The sequence below is a fragment of the Pandoraea sp. genome (genome assembly GCF_004297875.1).
Taxonomy (GTDB): Bacteria; Pseudomonadota; Gammaproteobacteria; order Burkholderiales; family Burkholderiaceae; genus Pandoraea.
This window is the reverse complement of the sequence record NZ_SCSK01000035.1, coordinates 219,978-237,771: the sequence shown is the minus strand read 5'-3', so window position 1 is coordinate 237,771 and position 17,794 is coordinate 219,978. Positions and strand designations below refer to the sequence as shown.

Genomic DNA, 17,794 nt, shown 5'->3' with positions numbered 1-17,794 from the left:
GATATCGTTGCTATTGAGGTAGGGGTGGTGCCCCGCTGGGGCGGCTCAGGAGGCCTTGTGAGCCAACTGAGCGGAGCCGATCTTCATATTCCGCCCGATCGCGATGGTGGCGACCACGCCGGCGGCGAACAGCCAGGTCGTGAGGTCGACCTTTTCGCCGAACAACAGGGCGGACAACGCAATGGTAAAGAATATTTGCAGCAATTGTACTTGGCCTACGCGGGCGATTCCGCCCATCGCCAGGCCGGCGTACCACGCAAAGAAGCCCAGAAACTGCGAAAACATCGCGACATAGCCGAACGCGAGCCACACTTTCAGGTTCAGCGGTGTGCCCTGGTGCCAGGCCAGCCAGCCCACGGGCAGCGCCAGCACCGGCGCGGCCACCACCAGTGCCCAGCATATCACCTGCCAGCCGCCCATTTGCTTGGCGAGCTTGCCGCCCTCGGCATAGCCGAGCGCGCCGATGCCGACAGCCAGCAACATCAGGCCGTCGGCCGGTTGCGGCATGCCGCCGCCTTCGCGCAGCGCGAACATCATCACCAGCGCGCTACCCAGCACGGCACATACCCAGAAGCCCCTGGAGGGGCGTTCGCCGCCGAGCAAATAGGCGTAGATCGCCACGAAAAACGGTTGCAGTCCGTTGAGCACCGCACCGTGCGAAGCCGGGATGGAGCGCATCGCCCAGGCCGACAGCACGGGAAACGCCAGGATCACGCCGCACGCGACGATCGACAGGCTTTTCAGCTGGGCAATCGTTGGCCGCTTCTCGCCCCGCCACCAGAGCAGCGCGGCGGCCGGCACGGCCGCTACCAGTGCGCGGCCCAGACCGACCAGGATCGGATTCATCTCGGTCACGACGATGCGCGTCATCGGCAGCGTCAGGCTGAAAATAAGCACGCCGAGCAAACCGAGCAACATGCCTTTGGATTCGTGTGAATTCATAAGTCCTTTCCTGGGGGGAGATTATTTCAGCGTGCGCACGCCGGCGGGTGTCTCGATTTCGGCGGCGAGCGTGGGCTCGACCAGCGTGGCGTCGAGCTGCAGCAGCCGATCCGCGCCCAGCCAGCGAAGCGGCTCGCGCAGCTGCTCGGCCTGCGGGTGGAAGGCGCGCAGGCACTTCAGCGCGCAGCCGCTGGCCGGCAAGCGGGTCGACGGATGGGCCGGAGTATCCCATTGGATTACTGTCGGCAGCACGCCATGCGCGTCGAGCATCGGCTGATCCGGTTGGCCGGGCCAGCCGGGCAATGCGCCGTTCTCCGGCACGCTGATGTGCCAGCGCAGATCGCCGCGCGCCATCGGAATGACCGGCGCGATGCGCTGAGGGTATTGCTGCTGCCAGCGTGTCAATTGGCGCGGTCGCGCCAGCCTGACGACCCAGTGAGCCAGGAACGGTCCGTCCTGCAGGCGTGCCACGGTAGCCGGCTCGTCGAGCCCGAACCAGCGCGGCCGGGTCGGTGGAGGCGCCACCGGGTCGATGGCGATGATCTCCAGATAACTGCCGCCCCACAGGTTGAGCAGGCTGTTATGCGTGCCCATGCCCGCATGCTTGCCACCGCGCACCGGTCGGTCACGCTCGTCGAGTGCGAGCTGCTCGATGACATACTGCTCGCCGGCCTCCAGGGTGGCGGCAGCGATGACGAGGTGATCGAGTTGGGTCGCGTTCATGCACAAACCTGAGACAAAATTTCAAAGGGGCCTATGTTACCCGCCACCGTGGGCCCTCGCACGGATTTGCGCCGTCAGCGGGCCAGTCGCCTGCGCAACGACAGCCTGACCAATGGGGAGGTCCAGCGGAACCAGCCACCACGCGCGCCAACCTGCCGGTTATCCAAAGGCAGGCTCAGGCGGAACCGCACGGCCCCCTGCCAGTTGCTCAGCCAGAGCAGCTCGCCGGGATGCACCTCGATGCAATCGCCGGCATGTAGCCAGTGATCGGTGGCGTGACCCTCGACAGTGAGCCACAACTCGCCCCGCAAAACCTGCAGGGTCTGGTGGTCGGTCGAAAGCCAGCGAACGGCTTGGCGGTCATCTAACTCGAAGGTGCGGATTTCTCTCATGGTTTTCTCCGATTGAGAAAACACTTTACCGATGAAACCCTGTACAGTAACGGTACAGTTTGGCAATTAGTTTTCAGTACAGTCGGGGTAAACCATGGATCGACCGCCCGCCGCATCACTTGGCACATTTTCCGGCGTCGGCCCCTCCCAAGGGGGCATGACACTGGTGGACCAACTTGTGCATTGGGCTTGCCTGCGCATCGACGAACGGGTATTCCGCCCTGGCGTGCGAATGCCGTCGATTCGCGCGCTGGCGCAGGAGAAGGGCATTTCACGCTTTACCGTGGTCGAGGCTTACGACCGGCTCGTGGCGCAGGGGTATCTCGAGTCGCGCCGCGGCTCGGGCTTCTACGTGCGGGCGCGGCCTGCGTTGCCGGTTCAGGCGCAATCGGTGCTGCCGGACAAGCGCAATATCGACGTGGTCTGGCTGCTGCGCAGCATGCATCATACGGTCTCGCCCGAGCGCGGGCCGGGATTGGGATACCTGCCACCGAGCTGGCTCGACGGCGATCTGCTCTCCAGCGCGTTGCGCTCGCTGGGCCGGCAGAACGGCGCGCAGTTGCTGGGCAATGGCACGCCTCAGGGGTTTTTGCCGCTGCGCCAGCAACTGCAACTGCATTTGGCGGAACTGGAAATCGGCGCCCAGCCCGAGCAGATCGTCATGACCTCGGGGGTTACCCAGGCGCTTGATTTCATCCTCCGCCTGCACGTGCAGCCCGGCGATACCGTACTGGTCGGCGACCCGGCCTGGTTCGTGGTGTTCGGGCGTATCGTTGCCCAGGGAGCCCGGGCGATCGGGGTGCCCTACACCGCAGACGGGCCGGACATGACCGCGCTGGAGGCGCTGGTGCAGGCGCACCGGCCCAAACTGCTGATCCTCAATTCGATTCTGCACAACCCGACCGGCACTTCGTTGTCGGCCGCGCGCGCCTTTCAGATCCTTCGGCTGGCAGAGCAGTATGACTTCCTGGTGGTGGAGGACGACATTTATTGCGACCTGTGCCCGCCGGGGCTCGCGGTGACCCGCCTGGCCAGTCTCGACCAGCTCAAGCGAGTGTTTTACCTGGGCAGCTATTCGAAGTCGCTCGCCTCGAATTTGCGTACCGGTTTCATCGCCTGCGCGCCGGAGCATGCCAAGACGATTGCCGACCACAAAATGCTGATCGGCTCGTCCACGCCGGAGATCAACGAACGTCTGCTGTACCGCGTGCTCACCGAAGGGCATTACCGCAAGCACACCGAACGCCTGCGCACCCGGCTGGATGCCGTGCGCGACAAGGCGCACCGCGCGCTCGAGCGGATCGGCATCCGCGCGCTGGTGGCGCCGCCGGCCGGCATGTTTCTGTGGGTCGATACGGGTGTCGATACCAATGCGCTGGCGGCGGCGGGCCACGAGGAGGGGTATCTGCTGGCGCCCGGCAGCCTGTTCTCGCCAACCCAGGGGCCCAGCACGTGGATGCGCTTCAATGTGGCCTGCAGCGGGGACAACCCGGCCGTGCTGGATTTCCTGGCCCGGCAAATCGAACGGGCCGGCTAGGCCTGGTCCGGCCTGCTGCGGGTCTTGAAAGCGGCGCGTGCATCCCCATTTGGGCTGACAGGTTTTGCACGCGCGCCGACCGGCGCGCGATTCCCGTTTTTTGGCAACGATGATTGAGGACTGAACCCATGGCGCAACAAACCATGAGCTTCCAGGCGGAAGTCAAACAGCTTTTGCAGTTGATGATTCATTCGCTGTACAGCAACAAGGAGATTTTCCTGCGCGAGTTGATTTCCAATGCTTCGGATGCTGCCGACAAGCTGCGTTTCGAGGCCATCAACAACGATGCGCTTTATGAAAACGACCCGCAATTGCGCATCCGTGTGGGCTATGACAAGGCTACCCGGACCGTTTTCATCGAAGATAACGGCATTGGCATGAGCCGCGACGACGCGGTGACGCACCTGGGCACGATTGCCAAATCGGGCACGCGCGAGTTCTTTCAGCGTCTGACCGGCGACCAGCAAAAGGATGCGGCGCTGATCGGGCAGTTCGGCGTCGGGTTCTACTCCGGCTTTATCGTGGCCGACAGGATCACCGTCGAGTCGCGCCGCGCCGGCCTGCCGAGCAACGAGGGCGTGCGCTGGGAGTCGGGCGGCGAGGGCGATTTCACGGTCGAGACGATCGAGCGCGCGGCGCGCGGCACGACCATCACGCTGCATTTGCGCGAGGGCGAAGACGAATTGCTGTCGAGCTGGCGCCTCAAGTCGATTATTCAGAAATACTCCGATCACATCTCCCTTCCGATCGTCATGCGCAAGGAAAGCTGGGATGCCGAGAAGAGCGAGATGGTGCCGCAGGACGAGGACGAGACGGTCAATCAGGCCAGCGCCCTGTGGACGCGTAGCAAGAACGAGATTACCGACGAGCAATATCAAGCGTTCTACGAACATATCGCGCACGATCCCGAAGCCCCGCTGGCGTGGGCGCACAACCGCGTCGAAGGGCGCAGTGAATACACGCAGCTGCTGTACGTGCCGTCGCACGCGCCGTACGACCTGTGGGACCGCTCGCAGCGGTCGGGCATCAAGCTGTACGTCAAGCGCGTGTTCATCATGGACGACGCGGAGCAACTGATGCCGTCCTACCTGCGCTTCGTGCGCGGCGTGGTCGATTCGAGCGATCTGCCGCTCAATGTGTCGCGCGAGATTCTGCAGGAAAGCCGTGACGTCAAGGCGATTCGCGAGGGCGGCACCAAGCGCGTGCTGGGCCTGCTCGAGGATCTGGCGGAGAATCAGAAAGAAAAGTACGCGACGTTCTGGCGTACCTTCGGCCAGGTGCTCAAGGAAGGGCTCGGCGAGGATCACGCCAACCGCGAGCGCCTGGCCAGGCTGTTGCGCTTTGCCAGCACGCGGCAGGAAAGCGACGAGCAAAGCGTGTCGCTGGCCGATTACGTGGCGCGCATGAAGGAAGGGCAAGACAAAATCTACTACGTAACTGCCGAGAGCTGGCAGGCCGCGAGCCACAGCCCGCATCTGGAAGTGTTCCGCAAGAAAGACGTCGAAGTGCTGTTGCTGACCGATCGCGTCGACGAGTGGATGCTGTCGTTCCTGCAGGAGTTCGACGGCAAGCCGCTTGTCAGCGTCGCGCGCGGCGATCTCGACCTCGGCCAGCTCGAGGACGCGCAGGTGAAGGAGGAGCGCGAGAAGGTCGGCGAGACGTTCAAGCCGCTGATCGAGAAAATGCAGGAAGCGCTCAAGGACAAGGCCAAGGAGGTGCGCGTGACGTTCCGCCTGACCGATTCGCCGTCCTGCCTGGTGGCCGACGAACACGACATGAGCGGCACCTTGCAGCGCCTGCTCAAGGCTGCCGGGCAAAAGACGCCGAATTTCAAGCCGATCCTGGAAATCAATCCGGAGCACGCGCTGGTGCGCCGGCTGTCGGTCGATGACAGCCAACTGGCCGAGTGGTCGCATCTGCTGTTCGATCAGGCGCTGCTTGCCGAGGGCGGCAGCCTCGAGGATCCGGCGGCGTTCGTCAAACGCACCAACGCGCTGCTGTTGGGGCACTTTCACTAAGGCGACAAACGGGGCGGCGCGCATGGCGCCGGCCCGTGTCGTGCGACGGCCGGCGAGGCCGTATAATCGCGCCTCATGTCTCGACGTTTTCATGTGGCCGGCAATCGCTGGCTCGATCATCCTCCCCCTGTACTCTCGCCGGCGCAGAAAGATTGGCTTACGCGCGGCGGTTCCCTGACCCGGCATCTGCAGGCCTTTGGGCGGGTCAAGGTCGTCGTGTTGAATGAGTCGGTAGTCGGCGCCGATGGTGACGAACACGGTTGCCTGGGTGTTGCACCGCGCCATCCGCTGTGGTCGCGCGACGTGATGCTGACGGTCGAGGGCTCGCCGATGGTGGTCGCGCACAGCGTGACACGACTGGCGCATAGCCGCTCGGTCTGGCAGGCGATGCGCCGTCTGCACACCCGGCCGCTGGCCGACCTGCTCTATCACGACACCACGGTGACGCGTTCGATCCTGGTCTGCCGCGCGTTGGGCCGGCGGCACATGCTGCATCGTCTGGCCTGGCAAAGCGGTGCGCAAGCGCCGCTGCCGCCCCGCCTATGGGCACGCCGCTCGGTGTTCCAGCGGCACGGTGCGGCGCTGCTGGTGAGCGAGGCTTTTTTGCCGCGCTTCTGGGACATGCTGGACTCACCACAATGGCTGGCGGCGCGATGAAGCTGCGGGGCTTGCCGCCGGTATGGCGCGGCGATACCGAAGTGGTCGTGCTGGGCAGTTTTCCCGGCGCGGCGTCACTGGCTGCGGCACAATACTACGCGCATCCGCGCAACCAATTCTGGCGTCTGCTGGAACAAGTGCTTGCCGAGCCGTTGGCGGCGCTGCCTTATGAGGCCAGGCTCGAACGTGTGCTGTGCCATCGTATGGGCATCTGGGATGTACTGGCGGCGTGCCGTCGCGAAGGCAGCCTGGACGCCGCGATACGTGAGGCCGCGCCCAACGATTTCGACTGGCTTCGGGCGCGCGCGCCCCGCCTGCGCAAATTGTGCTTCAACGGCAAGACCGCCGGGCGTTTTGCGCCAAAGCTGGCGGCAGCCGGCTATGCGACGCTGGTACTGCCTTCCTCGAGCCCGGCGCATGCCGCGCTTACTTTCGAGCAAAAGCTGCGCGAATGGCAGCATTTGCTGACCTGAGTTTTTTTCGACACGACAATGACCCCCCTCATCAAGAAGAAGTCCATCGAAGCCCAAGCTTTTGCCGGTGACGCTCGTCCGCGCTACAGTCCGCGCTTTGCGCCGGTCACGTTCTCGGAGCAGGGCGGCGTGCGCTATCTGCACTTCGGTACGGAATGGGTGCAAGGTGCGATGCGTTTATCGAAGCCCGAGCGTATCGAGCTGGAGTACGCGCAGCAGATGATGGCCTGGCTACTGTTTTTGCAGTCGCCTCGCCATGTCGTGCAGCTCGGCCTGGGCGCCGCGGCGCTGACCAAGTTCTGTCACCGCTATTTGCCGAGCACCCGGGTGAGCGCGGTCGAATTGAATCCCGCCGTGGTGGTGGCCGCGCGCAGCATGTTCGGCTTGCCCGACGACGACCGCCGTCTGCAGGTGCTCGAAATGGATGCCTGGGACTACGTGGCCGATCCGGCGCGACATGCGAGCGCCGACGTGCTGCAGATCGACCTATACGACGCCACGGCGCGCGGTCCGGTGTTGGATACGCCTGCGTTCTACAAGGCGTGTCGGGCCGTGCTGCGCGCGCCAGGGGTGCTGAGCGTGAATCTGTTTGGCGATCACGATAGCTTTCCGAAGAACATTCGGCGCCTGCGTGCTGCCTTCGACGGCCGCGTCCTGGTGTTTCCGGAAGTGCACGAAGGCAACGTGGTCGCGCTGGCGTTCAACGGGCCGCCGCTGCAAGTCGGCTGGAGTCAACTCGAGCAGCGCGCCCGCGGGCTGATGCAAAGCACCGGTTTGCCGGCGCTGCGCTGGGTCAAGGGCCTCAAGGCGGCTAATGCATTCGCCTCAGATCTCTGCGAGGTGTGACGCGGGGCTGCTGTATTCAGGCGGCGCGTACGACCCGCACGGTATAGGGCGGCGCGCCGTCGCGCACGGCCAGCAGCCGGTCGACATTCGGGTGCTTGCCGGGGTGGGCGAGAGCGTCGGCAGTATGTTCGCCGAACACCGCCAGGCCATGCTCGGCGGCGCGCGCATCGAGCGCGCCGAATTGCTGCTGCAGATAGTGATAGACCGCCAGCGAGCCCTGCTTGCCGGGCTGGTTCTCGATCACGCTGTCGAGTTGTTCATCGGCGCGGCGCAGCTCGATGCGCAGGATGCCGTCGATGGATGGCAGGCGTGCCAGGTTTTCCTTGAAATTGGCGCTCGGTTCGATCACTGAAAAACTCCACAAAGCCGGGTTTATTTGGAAAAAGTCGCGGGATTGGCTGCCACCATGGTGTCGGCCATCGCGATTGTCTCATGCGTGCCGACCTGCCGAAGGCCCGCGACCGCGCCGATTTTGTCGGGGTCCGAGCGGTTCTGGCTGGCCTTCCATTTGCCGCTCAGGCGGGTGATTTCCAGCTCGAGCCCGACGATCTTGGTCAGCATGTCGGCGATGAATTCGGCAGGCGCGTCGCCCATGCGCCAAGGCTTGGGTTGGTCGGCCTCCATCTTGCGGGTCAGGCGTGCGAGCAGCGAGCGCAATTGCTTTTCATCATCCATCACACGCAGCCGCCCGTGTGCGTGCACGACCGCATAGTTGTATGTGGGTACCGCCTGGTGGTGTTCCCCCTTGGACGGATACCAGTTTGGCGAGATATAGGCTTGCGGCCCCTGGAAAACCACCATCGGCGCGATCGGTTCGTCGCATTGGGCCCATACCGGGTTGCCGCGCGCGACGTGGAACAGCAGCGTGCCGAATTGGCCGCGCGTGGGATCGAGCAGGAACGGCAGGTGGTTGGCGTCCAACTGGCCGTCCGCAGCGCTCACCAGCATGCCGAGGGGGTATTCCTCGATCAGGCGATGCATGACTTCGACCCGGGTTTCCTCGAAATGCGGGGGCATATACATGGCTGGCTCCAGAATTCTGACGTTGGCTGCCCCGGTACCGCATGCGGTGCCGTTGTTGAACTGAGTTGAACCGGCGTGATTGCCGTAAGCGTAAGATAATGCGGCACAGGCGTGCCAGTGTGCAATAGCGACGCCCCCTCTTTGGCCAGAAGGACCTCAACAATGGAAAAACCCGAGTACCGCGATATCGAAGCCGCCGCAGCCCGCTTGAAGGGTGTTGCGCATCACACCCCCGTGCTGACCTCGAGCGAGGCGAACCGGCGGACCGGGGCGCAGTTGTTTTTCAAGTGCGAGAATTTCCAGCGCATGGGTGCTTTCAAGTTTCGTGGCGCCTACAACGCGATCGCGCAATTCACGTCGGCGCAGCGCGAGGCCGGCGTGGTGACGTTTTCCTCTGGCAACCATGCCCAGGCGATCGCGCTGGCGGCGCAACTGAGCGGCATCAAGGCGACGATCCTGATGCCCGAGGACGCGCCCAAGGCGAAGGTTGCGGCCACGCGGGGCTATGGCGGCGAAATCGTTACCTACAATCGGTATACGGAAGACCGCGATGCCATCGGCCGTGCGCTGGCCAGGGAACGTGGCATGACGCTGATTCCGCCCTACGATCATCCACACGTGATCGCCGGACAGGGCACCGCAGCCAAGGAGTTGATCGAAGCAAGCGGGGAGCTCGATGCACTGGTGGTGTGCCTGGGCGGTGGCGGCTTGCTCTCGGGTAGCGCGCTGGCAGCGGCGGCACTGGCGCCGCGATGTCGCGTGATTGGCGTCGAGCCCGAGGCCGGCAACGACGGCCAGCAGTCACTACGCAAGGGCGAGATCGTTCACATCGCGGCCCCGAAGACGCTAGCTGATGGCGCTGCCACTACGCATCTGGGCGATTGGACCTTTCCGATCATCCAGCGGCACGTGGCCGATATCGTGACGGTATCGGATGAGCAGTTGCGGCAAGCCATGCGCTTTTTCGCCGAACGGATGAAGATGGTGGTCGAGCCGACCGGTTGCCTGGCCGCCGCGGCCGTGCTGTCGGGGGTCATTCCGACGGCCGGGAAAAAGGTGGGCGTACTGATCAGCGGCGGCAACGTCGATCTGTCTGTGCTGGCCGGAATTCTGGGCGACGAGGATCGCTGATCCAGACGCGGGCGCTGCTGCGCCGCCCGCCTAGGATGCCGCCGGTTTGCGCCAGTTCAGCACGAACAGCGTCAGCGCGCCGGCGATCAAGCCCCAGAAAGCCGAGCCGATCGACAGCAGCGTCAGGCCCGAAGCCGTCACCATGAAAGTCACCAGGGCGGCCTCGCGCTGCCGGGTATCGCTCATCGCATTGGTCAACCCGTTCATGATTGAGCCGAACAGCGCCAGCGCTGCGATGGCCGCGACCAGGGCGGCAGGGAAGGCTGCGAACAGCGCGGCGATGGTGGCGCCGAAGATGCCGGCGATCAGATAGAAGAGCCCGCACCAGAGGGCGGCCGTATAGCGTTTTGCGTGATTTTCGTGCGCTTCGTGACCGGTGCAGATGGCAGCGGTAATGGCCGCCATGTTAAGGCCGTGCGATCCGAACGGCGCCAGCACCAGCGACGCCAGCCCGGTGACCGAGATCAGCGGCGAAGCCGGTACGTTGTAGTTGTCGGCGCGCAGTACCGCCATGCCCGGCACGTTCTGGGAGGCCATGGCGACCACGAACAGCGGGATGCCGATACTGACGATCGATGCCAGCGAGAAGGTCGGCGTGGTCCAGACGGGTTTGGCCAGTGCGACGTGAAAGTGGCTGAAGTCAAGCTGTCCAAGGGCGCCGGCGACCAGAATGCCGGCCAGCAGCGATAACAGAATCGCATAGCGCGGCACGAATCGCTTGGTAATCAGATAGGCCGCGAACATGCTCAGCACCAGTTCCGTCTGATGCTGCGCGGCGACGAAAATCTCCAGCCCTATTTCGAACAGGATGCCGGCCAGCAGCGCCGCGGCTAGCGAACCGGGCACGTGGCGCATCAGTTTCTCGAAACCGCCGGTCAGGCCGCATGCAGCCAGCAATACGGCGCAGACGACAAACGCACCGATCGCGTCGCTATAAGGCACGCCCGGCAAGCTGGTGATCAATAGCGCGGCGCCCGGCGTCGACCAGGCGATCACGATCGGCATGCGGTAGCGCAGTGATAGACCGATGGTGCAGATGCCCATGCCGATCGATAGCGCCCAAATCCATGAGGAGATTTGCGCGGCCGATAAATGGGCAGCCTGGCCGGCCTGGAACATCAGCACGAGCGAACTGGTGTAACCGGTCATCATCGCGACGAAGCCGGCGACCACAGCCGATGGCGAGGTGTCGGTCAACGGCCGCAGGAGGGAGGAGCCGGGTTGCGAAGAGGTCATGTTTTTCTGATTGTCGGGTGGCTTATTTGCTGAGCAGGCGCATGGCGCTCTCGAGGCCGGCGAGCGTGACGGGGAACATGCGCTGTCCCAGCAATTGCCGGATGATCCCGACCGACTGGCGATATTGCCACAGCCCTTCGGGCTCCGGATTGAGCCATACGTGATGCGGGAAATGATCGGTGAAGCGGCGCAGCCACAGGGCGCCGGCCTCGGCATTGTTGTATTCGACCGAGCCGCCGGGTTGCAGTATTTCATACGGGCTCATGGTCGCATCGCCGACGAAAATCACTTTGTAGTCGGGCGGATATTTGCGGATGACGTCCCAGGTCGGAAAGCGCTCGGCGTGACGCCGCCGGTTTTCCTGCCACAGCCAGTCGTAGACGCAGTTGTGGAAATAATAGAACTCGAGGTGCTTGAACTCGGACTTGGCTGCCGAGAACAGCTCTTCGGTGCGCTTGATGTGATCGTCCATCGAACCGCCGACGTCGAGCAGCATCAGCACTTTCACGTTGTTGTGCCGCTCCGGCACCAGTTTCAGGTCGAGCCAGCCCGCATTGGCGGCAGTGCTGCGGATGGTGTCGTCCAGATCGAGTTCTTCGGCCGCGCCTTGCCGGGCGAATTTGCGCAGGCGCCGCAACGCCACTTTGATGTTGCGCGTGCCGAGTTCGACTTCATCGTCGTAGTCGCGATAGGCGCGCGCATCCCAGACCTTCACCGCGCTGCGATTGCCGCCGTCGCCGCCGATGCGAATGCCTTCCGGGTTGTAGCCGCCATTGCCGAAAGGCGACGTGCCGCCCGTGCCGATCCATTTGTTGCCGCCCTGGTGCCGCTCCTTCTGCTCGTCGAGCAACTGCTTGAGGCGCTCCATCAGTTTGTCGAGCCCGCCCATCGCTTCGATCTTGGCCTTTTCCTCGGGCGTGAGCTCGCGCCGCAGGCGCTGTTCGAGCCAGTCGCGCGGAATCTCGGGATGGTTCTCGAGCGCCTGGCTGATGCCGTTGAAGTAAGCGCCGAAGGCCTGATCGAACTTGTCGAAATGTTTTTCGTCCTTGACCAGCGTCATGCGCGCCAGGTAATAGAACTCGTCGAGCGACGGTCCGATCACCTGCTTTTGCAGTGCTTCGAGCAGCGCCAGGTATTCCTTGACCGAGACCGGCAGCCGGGCCTCGCGCAGCGTGAAAAAGAAATCGATGAGCATGGCCGGGGACCGTGTCAGCGATTGGCGCGGTTCATGAACACCAGGCGCTCGAACAGATGCACGTCCTGCTCGTTTTTCAGCAGGGCGCCGTGCAGCGGCGGGATCGCCAGCTTGTGGTCCTTGCTGCGCAGCGCTTGCGGGCCGATGTCCTCGGCCATCAGCAGCTTGAGCCAGTCGAGCAGCTCCGAGGTCGAAGGCTTTTTCTTCAGGCCGGGGATGTCGCGGATCTCGAAGAAGCAGGCCAGTGCCGCGCTGACCAATTCCTGCTTGATGCCGGGATAGTGAACGTCGACGATTTGTTGCATGGTCGCCGCGTCCGGGAATTTGATGTAATGGAAAAAGCAGCGCCGCAGGAAGGCGTCGGGCAGTTCCTTTTCGTTGTTCGAAGTAATTACGACCAACGGGCGATGACGCGCGCGCACCAGCTCGCGGGTCTCGTATACGTAGAATTCCATGCGGTCGAGTTCCCGCAGCAAGTCGTTGGGGAACTCGATATCGGCCTTGTCGATTTCGTCGATCAGCAGCACGCTTTTCTGGTCGGACTCGAAGGCTTGCCACAGCACACCCTTGACGATGTAGTTGCGGATGTCCTTGACGCGCTCATCGCCCAGTTGCGAGTCGCGCAGGCGAGACACCGCGTCATACTCGTAAAGTCCCTGCTGCGCCTTGGTGGTCGACTTGACGTGCCATTGCAGCAGCGGCATGTCCAGCGCCGCGGCGACTTCCTCGGCCAGCATGGTCTTGCCGGTACCGGGTTCGCCTTTGATAAGCAGCGGGCGTTGCAAGGTCATTGCCGCGTTGACGGCAAGCTTGAGGTCGTCGGTGGCGACGTATTGGGAGGAGCCTTCGAAGCGCATGGCGGACCGGGGGAAATGGCAAAAAAGTCAGTATAAGTCAAAGCGCATATTCCCTCCCGAAAATCAGCGCAAGCCTTTGCTGCCAAAGGCTTGCGCACCGATCGGGACAAGTCGTGCGGCGAGCTCCGGAGCCCGATGGACTGGCGTAAGGGGACTGGGGTACAATTGACCGATTTTTTCGGCTGGCCGTCCGGTGGAGCACGGTGGCGGTCGGTGAATGGCGCGCCAAACTTCTCAACTCATCGTTCTCGAAAAAACCATGAAAAAGTTTCTCACGATGTTGACGCTGGCGGCCGGCATGACGACACTGCATGCGGCTGATCTGAAAGGTAATGCCCTGGCGGCCAGAGACAAGGTCGCGATGTGCATCGGCTGCCATGGTATTCCGGGCTATCGTACGGCGTTTCCCGAGGTCTACCACGTCCCCAAGCTGGGCGGCCAGAACGCGCAGTACATCGAGAACGCGTTGAAAGAGTATGCCAAGGGCAACCGAAAGTTCCAGACGATGCATGGCATCGCGGCGTCGCTGAGCGATCAGGATATTGCCGACATTGCGGCCTACTACTCGCAGCAGACGGCCGCCACGCCGCCGAACCCCGACAAATAATAGAAACGCGGTATAGGAGAACCCATGAAATCACTGTACGCAGTATTGACCGCGGTTGCCGTATCCGTGCTTGCTTTGCCGGTCGCACAGGCTGCTGATGTCGCGCTCGGCAAGGCACTGGTGGAAAAAGCCAATTGCGCCGCCTGTCATGGCGCGGGCTTGAACCACCCGATTACCCCGGCTTATCCGAAGCTCGCCGGACAGTATGCCGACTATGTCTACAATGCGTTGCGCGCCTATCAGAACAGCAACAGCCCAGTGTTCGGGCGCGATAACCCCATCATGAAGGCCCAGGTGCTGCAAAGCCCGGCGGTGACCGGCAAGGACGGCAAGCCGCGCCCATTTACGTCGGCCGAATTGCATGACATCGCCGCTTACGTCGCATCGCTGCCCGGCGATCTGGTGACGAACAAGTAAGCGGGCAGTGGTTTGCCGCTACAAAAGCCTCGGCGCTGCGCCGAGGCTTTTTTGCATCTGCGGCGCTAGCGCGACGCCAACTGCTCGATGCGCTCCAGGTAAGCCGCGGAGTCTGGCGGCGTGCCTGCGCGCTGCGCTTCCCAGAGCGTCTGGCCCAGGCATTCCATGATCTGATGTTGCGCTTCATGCGGCGAGTCCAGGCGTTGGGTCAGGCGCTCGTAGGCGGCCCGGATCCCTGGCGGCTGGTCGATGGAAATCTGTTCGCTGATGGCAAGGTGCATCGACAGATGCAGGAAAGGGTTGGTTTTGCCTTGTTCCGGCGTGTAGTCTTGGCCAATGCTGTCGCCCGCATCGCGCAGGTCGTCGTGATATTCCGGATGCTCGATAATCCACTCGGCCGCAATACTCTCGAGCGGCGTCAGCACGCCGCCTTCGCGCTGCTTGCGCCAGGTTTGACAGAAGAATTGCCGTACTTCATCACGGCTTGGATTGAACATGAAACCTCCGGCGCGCGCGCCCAATAAGTGTCCCCGGGCGCTACAATGGCGCGGCGCGAGGCACGACATCAACAACAATAATGCTTAACTGAATATTATGACGCATGCAATGGGACTGCGCCGGCCGGCCGGCGCCTGGCACGGTGTGGCGCTGATCGCTCTGTCGGCCTCGGCGTTCGGCGCGATGCCGATTTTCGCCCGTGTCGCATATGCCGATGGCACGGATGTGTTTGGCTTGCTGCTGACGCGTTTCGGCATTGCTTTCGTTTCGCTGGGATGGTTCGCGTGGTCCCGGCGCGTCGCGCTACCGTCGTGGCGGCGCGTCGCGGCGCTGGCGTTGATGGGCGGGATCGGCTACGTGGGCCAGTCGCTCTGCTATTTCGAGGCGTTGCAATTCGCGCAGGCCAGCCTGGTGGCGTTGCTGCTTTATCTCTACCCGTTTTTCGTGACACTGTTGGCGGCCTTGTTTCTGCACGAACGGCTCACGCGCGTGAAGACCGGCGCACTGCTGCTGTGCTCCGCGGGTTGTGCGCTGACGGTGGGCGGCGGCGTCGGCCAGCCGCTCGGCATCGGCTTGGCGATCGGGGCGGCGATGATCTATTCGATATACATCGTGGTTGGGGCGCGCGTGAGCGCAGGCGTCGACCCGCGGGCGACCACGCTGGTGGTGTGCGGCGCCGCGACGCTGGTGCTGGGTTGCGTCGCCTTGGTCCGCGGGCATGCGGGCGCCGCGCCGCATTGGCCGGCCCACGCCGGCGGATGGTTGGCGCTGGTCGCGATTGCGGTGCTCTCGACCGTGGTTGCGATCCTGACGTTCTTTGCCGGCTTGCAGCGGTTGGGCGCGGCACGCGCATCGATGCTCTCGACACTCGAGCCGGTCGTGACGGTGGCATTGGCGGCGCTGACCTTGGGTGAGAAACTCAATCCCGGACAGTTGGCCGGCGGCTTATTGATTTTGGCTGGCGTGCTCTGGTTGTCGGCGCGCGATCGCCAGAGCCATGTGCCCGAGCCGCCGACGCCAGCCTGACGGGATTCGGCTACCGCCAGTAGAATCAAGACTGAATGCACTCTCACCGTGGAACTGGCAATGAATCAAATCGACCAAACCGCCATCGCGCAACTCTTCACGCAAGCCCGCACGTATGCCGCGTGGCGGGACAAGGCGGTGCCCGACAGTGTTCTCAAGGATTTGTATGATCTGATGAAATGGGGACCGACCTCCGGCAACAGTACGCCAGCGCGCGTGGTCTTCGTGCGCAGTCCGGCGCAAAAGGCCGCGCTGCTCGAATGCATGGCGCCGGGCAACGTCGAGAAGACCCGCGCGGCGCCGGTCACGGCAATCGTGGCCTATGATCTGGCATTTTTCGAACATTTGCCGCGCCTGTTCCCGCATGCCGACATGCGCGGCGGATTTGCCGCGAACCCTGAACGGGCTGCGCGCGCTGCGCTAATGAACGGGTCGCTGCAAGGCGGTTATTTCATTCTCGCGGCCCGTGCGCTGGGGCTGGATTGCGGCCCGATGGGCGGGTTCGACGCCGAGAAGGTCAATGCCGCGTTCTTCGCCGAGAGTACCTGGCGCGTGAATTTCATCTGCAATCTCGGATATGGCGATGCAGCGGGCCTGCACCCCCGTGGCCCGCGCCTGTCGTTCGACGAGGCTTGCCGGATCGTCTGAGCGACAGCTTCGCCAATGCCGCTCAGGCGGCGTCAGGCGCTGGCGTTTTGTCGCGATACTCGCACAGGGGTTCGATTACGCAGTGCCAGCACTCCGGTTTGCGCGCCTTGCAGACGTAGCGTCCGTGCAGAATCAGCCAATGATGCGCGTCGTGCAGGAATTCCTTGGGGGTGGTGCGCTCGAGCGCTAGCTCGACGGCCAGCGGGTCCTTGCCGGGGGCCAGACCAGTGCGGTTGGCGACCCGGAAAATGTGCGTGTCCACAGCGATGGTCGGCTGACTGAATGCGGTGTTGAGCACGACGTTGGCGGTTTTGCGACCGACCCCGGGCAAGGCTTCGAGCGCCTCTCGCGAGGCGGGCACCTGGCCGCCATGCCGTTCGAGCAGCAGACGGCAGGTGGCAATGACGTTCTTGGCCTTGTTGCGAAACAGGCCAATGGTCTTGATGTATTCGGTCAGGCCCGGCTCGCCCAGCGCCAGCATCGTCTGCGGCGTATTGGCCACCAGAAACAGGCGGCGGGTGGCCTTGTTGACCGACACGTCGGTTGCCTGCGCCGAGAGCATCACGGCGATCAGCAGTTCGAACGGCGTGGTGTAGGCCAGCTCGGTCGTGGGGTGCGGGTTGAGCTCGCGCAACGTCTCGAAAATTGCGCGACGCTTGGCGTCGTTCATGACGGCGTTCCTGGTTGGTCGTTGGGCTTGCCCGGCCCGGGCAGATCATCATCGTTCAGGCCAAGACGGCGGCGCCGCGCTTCGACCTGATCGATCTGGGCCTGGGTTTGTGCGCTCGGATTATCGATGTTTTTGGGGCCGAGTCCTTGTTGGCGCAGAGTCTCCTTCTTTTGCCGGGCGCGCTCCAGCGCCGCCTGGATGATTGCCTGCTTGCGTGCGGCGGCGGCGTCGATGGCGGGCGGGGTGTTGCCGTCGGGCGGTTGCGCCTGGGCGGCTGCCAGGCGCGCCGCCTTGGCCGCCAGGCGGGCTTCCTGAGCTGCCTGCTCGCGCCGTCGGCGAGCCTGATGTTGCTCATAGCGCTCGCGAGCGGCGTCGGCCTGCGCCTGCGACCAGGCATCCCAGCCGGTCAGGTCGCCGGTGACTGGCACCATGGCGATGCAATCGACTGGGCACGGCGGCACGCACAGGTCGCAGCCGGTACAAAGGGCTTCGACGACCGTGTGCATTTGCTTGGCCGCGCCCACGATCGCATCGACCGGGCACGCCTGCATGCAAAGGGTGCAACCGATGCACAACGATTCATCGATGAGCGCACGCGGGCGCGGGCGTTCCACGCCATTGGCCGGATTGAGCGGCAGCGGCGGTTTGCCGAGCAAGTTGGCAAGTCGCGCCACGCCCTGCGCGCCGCCCGGCGGACACTGATTGTGTTGTGCCTGGCCGCGCGCCATCGCTTCGGCATAGGGCCTGCAACCGTCGTAGCCGCATTTTGTGCACTGCGTCTGCGGCAAGGCGTCTTCGAGGTGGTCGGCAAGGGAACGGGATTCGGTCACTTCAGCACATGGGTTAAGGGTAATCGGAAATTATCGTCGATTTTGAGGCCTGCCGGATCACTGTGCCA

At 63.6% G+C, this 17,794-nt stretch carries 21 protein-coding genes; 10 read left to right on the top strand and 11 right to left on the bottom strand.

Annotated features, from left to right (window positions below; all coding sequences use genetic code 11):
* Nucleotides 1-45 precede the first annotated feature (45 nt).
* The 3 genes from EPN80_RS10315 to EPN80_RS10305 form a co-directional block, all read right to left on the bottom strand.
* Nucleotides 46-942, bottom strand: a complete 897-nt coding sequence (locus EPN80_RS10315; RefSeq protein ID WP_293026406.1) for a DMT family transporter — start codon at nt 940-942, stop codon at nt 46-48.
* Nucleotides 943-963: 21 nt separating this feature from the next.
* Nucleotides 964-1,665 (bottom strand): VOC family protein, encoded by a 702-nt coding sequence (locus tag EPN80_RS10310; RefSeq protein ID WP_293026404.1) that lies wholly within the window; start codon nt 1,663-1,665, stop codon nt 964-966.
* Nucleotides 1,666-1,739: 74 nt separating this feature from the next.
* Nucleotides 1,740-2,057 carry a DUF2917 domain-containing protein gene (locus EPN80_RS10305; RefSeq protein WP_293026402.1) on the bottom strand — a complete coding sequence of 106 codons (318 nt, stop codon included), beginning with the start codon at nt 2,055-2,057 and terminating at the stop codon, nt 1,740-1,742.
* 157 nt (nt 2,058-2,214) lie between these two features.
* On the opposite strand from EPN80_RS10305, the gene EPN80_RS10300 reads away from it, so the two are divergent.
* From EPN80_RS10300 to EPN80_RS10280, 5 genes are all read left to right on the top strand, one after another.
* Nucleotides 2,215-3,594, top strand: a complete 1,380-nt coding sequence (locus tag EPN80_RS10300) for a PLP-dependent aminotransferase family protein (protein ID WP_293026400.1) — start codon at nt 2,215-2,217, stop codon at nt 3,592-3,594.
* A gap of 128 nt (nt 3,595-3,722) precedes the next feature.
* Nucleotides 3,723-5,612, top strand: a complete 1,890-nt coding sequence (gene htpG / locus EPN80_RS10295; RefSeq protein ID WP_293026398.1) for a molecular chaperone HtpG — start codon at nt 3,723-3,725, stop codon at nt 5,610-5,612.
* Nucleotides 5,613-5,687: 75 nt separating this feature from the next.
* Nucleotides 5,688-6,269: a chorismate lyase gene (locus EPN80_RS10290; protein ID WP_293026396.1), complete on the top strand. Its 582-nt coding sequence runs from the start codon at nt 5,688-5,690 to the stop codon at nt 6,267-6,269.
* The gene (locus EPN80_RS10285; protein WP_293026585.1) at nt 6,266-6,742 is read left to right on the top strand and encodes a DNA-deoxyinosine glycosylase; all 477 of its coding nucleotides are present in this window, start codon (nt 6,266-6,268) and stop codon (nt 6,740-6,742) included. Before EPN80_RS10290 ends, EPN80_RS10285 begins: the two co-directional genes overlap by 4 nt.
* An 18-nt stretch (nt 6,743-6,760) precedes the next feature.
* Nucleotides 6,761-7,588 (top strand): spermidine synthase, encoded by an 828-nt coding sequence (locus tag EPN80_RS10280; protein ID WP_293026394.1) that lies wholly within the window; start codon nt 6,761-6,763, stop codon nt 7,586-7,588.
* Between the two features lie 16 nt (nt 7,589-7,604).
* Here the strand turns inward: EPN80_RS10280 and EPN80_RS10275 are convergent, their stop codons facing one another.
* Nucleotides 7,605-7,937, bottom strand: a complete 333-nt coding sequence (locus EPN80_RS10275; RefSeq protein ID WP_293026392.1) for a DUF2322 family protein — start codon at nt 7,935-7,937, stop codon at nt 7,605-7,607.
* A gap of 23 nt (nt 7,938-7,960) precedes the next feature.
* Complete coding sequence (locus EPN80_RS10270) at nt 7,961-8,611, bottom strand: FMN-binding negative transcriptional regulator (RefSeq protein ID WP_293026390.1); 651 nt, start codon at nt 8,609-8,611, stop codon at nt 7,961-7,963.
* Between the two features lie 162 nt (nt 8,612-8,773).
* Here EPN80_RS10270 and EPN80_RS10265 point away from each other — a divergent pair, with 162 nt between their 5' ends.
* Nucleotides 8,774-9,742: a threo-3-hydroxy-L-aspartate ammonia-lyase gene (locus EPN80_RS10265; protein ID WP_293026388.1), complete on the top strand. Its 969-nt coding sequence runs from the start codon at nt 8,774-8,776 to the stop codon at nt 9,740-9,742.
* 30 nt (nt 9,743-9,772) lie between these two features.
* Here EPN80_RS10265 and EPN80_RS10260 read toward each other — a convergent pair whose 3' ends face one another.
* From EPN80_RS10260 to EPN80_RS10250, 3 genes are read right to left on the bottom strand one after another with little or no spacing between them, the layout of a single operon-like run.
* Nucleotides 9,773-10,978 (bottom strand): benzoate/H(+) symporter BenE family transporter, encoded by a 1,206-nt coding sequence (locus tag EPN80_RS10260; protein WP_293026386.1) that lies wholly within the window; start codon nt 10,976-10,978, stop codon nt 9,773-9,775.
* A gap of 22 nt (nt 10,979-11,000) precedes the next feature.
* Nucleotides 11,001-12,173, bottom strand: coding sequence for a VWA domain-containing protein (locus EPN80_RS10255; RefSeq protein ID WP_293026383.1), 1,173 nt, complete (start codon nt 12,171-12,173; stop codon nt 11,001-11,003).
* 14 nt (nt 12,174-12,187) lie between these two features.
* Complete coding sequence (locus EPN80_RS10250) at nt 12,188-13,030, bottom strand: MoxR family ATPase (protein ID WP_293026381.1); 843 nt, start codon at nt 13,028-13,030, stop codon at nt 12,188-12,190.
* 259 nt (nt 13,031-13,289) lie between these two features.
* Between EPN80_RS10250 and EPN80_RS10245 the strand changes: the two genes are divergently transcribed.
* Both EPN80_RS10245 and EPN80_RS10240 read left to right on the top strand, forming a co-directional pair.
* Nucleotides 13,290-13,637, top strand: a complete 348-nt coding sequence (locus EPN80_RS10245) for a cytochrome c (protein ID WP_047212884.1) — start codon at nt 13,290-13,292, stop codon at nt 13,635-13,637.
* Nucleotides 13,638-13,661: 24 nt separating this feature from the next.
* On the top strand, nt 13,662-14,054 hold the full coding sequence (locus tag EPN80_RS10240; protein WP_293026378.1) for a c-type cytochrome: 393 nt from the start codon (nt 13,662-13,664) through the stop codon (nt 14,052-14,054).
* A 65-nt stretch (nt 14,055-14,119) separates the two neighbouring features.
* Here the strand turns inward: EPN80_RS10240 and EPN80_RS10235 are convergent, their stop codons facing one another.
* A complete protein-coding gene (locus EPN80_RS10235; protein ID WP_293026376.1) occupies nt 14,120-14,551 on the bottom strand; it encodes a DUF1841 family protein in 432 nt (143 codons plus the stop codon).
* A 97-nt stretch (nt 14,552-14,648) separates the two neighbouring features.
* On the opposite strand from EPN80_RS10235, the gene EPN80_RS10230 reads away from it, so the two are divergent.
* On the top strand, nt 14,649-15,578 hold the full coding sequence (locus EPN80_RS10230; protein WP_293026374.1) for a DMT family transporter: 930 nt from the start codon (nt 14,649-14,651) through the stop codon (nt 15,576-15,578).
* Nucleotides 15,579-15,638: 60 nt separating this feature from the next.
* Nucleotides 15,639-16,226 carry a malonic semialdehyde reductase gene (locus tag EPN80_RS10225; RefSeq protein WP_293026372.1) on the top strand — a complete coding sequence of 196 codons (588 nt, stop codon included), beginning with the start codon at nt 15,639-15,641 and terminating at the stop codon, nt 16,224-16,226.
* A 22-nt stretch (nt 16,227-16,248) separates the two neighbouring features.
* Here EPN80_RS10225 and nth read toward each other — a convergent pair whose 3' ends face one another.
* Nucleotides 16,249-16,896 (bottom strand): endonuclease III, encoded by a 648-nt coding sequence (nth, locus tag EPN80_RS10220; protein ID WP_293026370.1) that lies wholly within the window; start codon nt 16,894-16,896, stop codon nt 16,249-16,251.
* Nucleotides 16,893-17,726: an electron transport complex subunit RsxB gene (rsxB, locus tag EPN80_RS10215; protein WP_293026368.1), complete on the bottom strand. Its 834-nt coding sequence runs from the start codon at nt 17,724-17,726 to the stop codon at nt 16,893-16,895. Before rsxB ends, nth begins: the two co-directional genes overlap by 4 nt.
* Nucleotides 17,727-17,794 lie beyond the last annotated feature (68 nt).

Excerpts from the sequence above, each read along its gene's own strand:
- EPN80_RS10290 (WP_293026396.1), top strand. The coding sequence starts at position 5,688 with ATGTCTCGACGTTTTCATGTGGCCGGCAATCGCTGGCTCGATCATCCT.
- EPN80_RS10285 (WP_293026585.1), top strand. The coding sequence starts at position 6,266 with ATGAAGCTGCGGGGCTTGCCGCCGGTATGGCGCGGCGATACCGAAGTG.
- EPN80_RS10240 (WP_293026378.1), top strand. The coding sequence starts at position 13,662 with ATGAAATCACTGTACGCAGTATTGACCGCGGTTGCCGTATCCGTGCTT.
- EPN80_RS10235 (WP_293026376.1), bottom strand. The coding sequence starts at position 14,551 with ATGTTCAATCCAAGCCGTGATGAAGTACGGCAATTCTTCTGTCAAACC.
- EPN80_RS10315 (WP_293026406.1), bottom strand. The coding sequence starts at position 942 with ATGAATTCACACGAATCCAAAGGCATGTTGCTCGGTTTGCTCGGCGTG.
- nth (WP_293026370.1), bottom strand. The coding sequence starts at position 16,896 with ATGAACGACGCCAAGCGTCGCGCAATTTTCGAGACGTTGCGCGAGCTC.
- EPN80_RS10230 (WP_293026374.1), top strand. The coding sequence starts at position 14,649 with ATGACGCATGCAATGGGACTGCGCCGGCCGGCCGGCGCCTGGCACGGT.
- EPN80_RS10305 (WP_293026402.1), bottom strand. The coding sequence starts at position 2,057 with ATGAGAGAAATCCGCACCTTCGAGTTAGATGACCGCCAAGCCGTTCGC.
- EPN80_RS10280 (WP_293026394.1), top strand. The coding sequence starts at position 6,761 with ATGACCCCCCTCATCAAGAAGAAGTCCATCGAAGCCCAAGCTTTTGCC.
- EPN80_RS10265 (WP_293026388.1), top strand. The coding sequence starts at position 8,774 with ATGGAAAAACCCGAGTACCGCGATATCGAAGCCGCCGCAGCCCGCTTG.
- EPN80_RS10245 (WP_047212884.1), top strand. The coding sequence starts at position 13,290 with ATGAAAAAGTTTCTCACGATGTTGACGCTGGCGGCCGGCATGACGACA.
- EPN80_RS10270 (WP_293026390.1), bottom strand. The coding sequence starts at position 8,611 with ATGTATATGCCCCCGCATTTCGAGGAAACCCGGGTCGAAGTCATGCAT.
- EPN80_RS10250 (WP_293026381.1), bottom strand. The coding sequence starts at position 13,030 with ATGCGCTTCGAAGGCTCCTCCCAATACGTCGCCACCGACGACCTCAAG.
- EPN80_RS10310 (WP_293026404.1), bottom strand. The coding sequence starts at position 1,665 with ATGAACGCGACCCAACTCGATCACCTCGTCATCGCTGCCGCCACCCTG.
- htpG (WP_293026398.1), top strand. The coding sequence starts at position 3,723 with ATGGCGCAACAAACCATGAGCTTCCAGGCGGAAGTCAAACAGCTTTTG.
- EPN80_RS10300 (WP_293026400.1), top strand. The coding sequence starts at position 2,215 with ATGACACTGGTGGACCAACTTGTGCATTGGGCTTGCCTGCGCATCGAC.
- EPN80_RS10260 (WP_293026386.1), bottom strand. The coding sequence starts at position 10,978 with ATGACCTCTTCGCAACCCGGCTCCTCCCTCCTGCGGCCGTTGACCGAC.
- EPN80_RS10255 (WP_293026383.1), bottom strand. The coding sequence starts at position 12,173 with ATGCTCATCGATTTCTTTTTCACGCTGCGCGAGGCCCGGCTGCCGGTC.
- EPN80_RS10225 (WP_293026372.1), top strand. The coding sequence starts at position 15,639 with ATGAATCAAATCGACCAAACCGCCATCGCGCAACTCTTCACGCAAGCC.